Origin of the sequence: Kitasatospora aureofaciens, from assembly GCF_019192735.1 — a bacterium.
In the GTDB taxonomy this organism is placed as follows: domain Bacteria; phylum Actinomycetota; class Actinomycetes; order Streptomycetales; family Streptomycetaceae; genus Kitasatospora; species Kitasatospora aureofaciens_A.
The window spans coordinates 1-552 of the sequence record NZ_JAHTKP010000205.1 but is presented as its reverse complement, the minus strand read 5'-3'; the positions used below and the strand labels follow the sequence as shown (position 1 = coordinate 552).

General features: G+C 65.6%; 1 protein-coding gene. It reads right to left on the bottom strand.

Going from position 1 to position 552, the window contains the following annotated elements:
- A partial coding sequence (locus KV557_RS42015; protein ID WP_218207394.1) for a hypothetical protein occupies positions 1 to 491 on the bottom strand: 491 nt, incomplete at its 3' end.
- Positions 492 to 552: the final 61 nt, after the last annotated feature.

The window sequence follows — 552 nt, the reverse complement described above, 5'->3', positions numbered from 1 at the left end:
GTCACGGGCAGGCCGAAGTGCCGGTCGAGCCAGGCGGCGAACTCTCCGTGGCCGTCGCTGTGCCGGTGGTCCTTCCCGCGGTAGAAGTAGGCGCTGTCCCAGTCCACCGAGATCTCCGCGTCGAAGCCGAGGAGTTGGAGCAGCTCCCGCAGATTGCGCGCGACGACATGCTGTCCACCCTCGTCCCCGAGAACGATCACGGGCAGGGTGGCGAGGTCCGCCCGGTCGTCGAGCCGCCAAAACGCGTAGAACGAGCCGGAACCGTTGGCCTGTGCGAAGGGAACCAGCCGGGCGGTGACCTCCGGGGCCTTCGACCAGCCGGCCACGAGCCCGGTGGTATCCCCGTACTCGAACAGCTCGAACCCGTCGGCGTAGTTCTCCAAATCGAGCCTGTCCTGCAGGTCTTTCAGCAGGTTGAGCTCCGTGACGGGCGAGTACATGCCGTCCATTGCATCTCCGAGGCTGGTTGTGGTGGATGTGCCGACCGGCATGCGACGGATCGTAGAAGCTTCCACTGACATGACGATCGCTCCAAGGCGAGTTGCGGAGCTG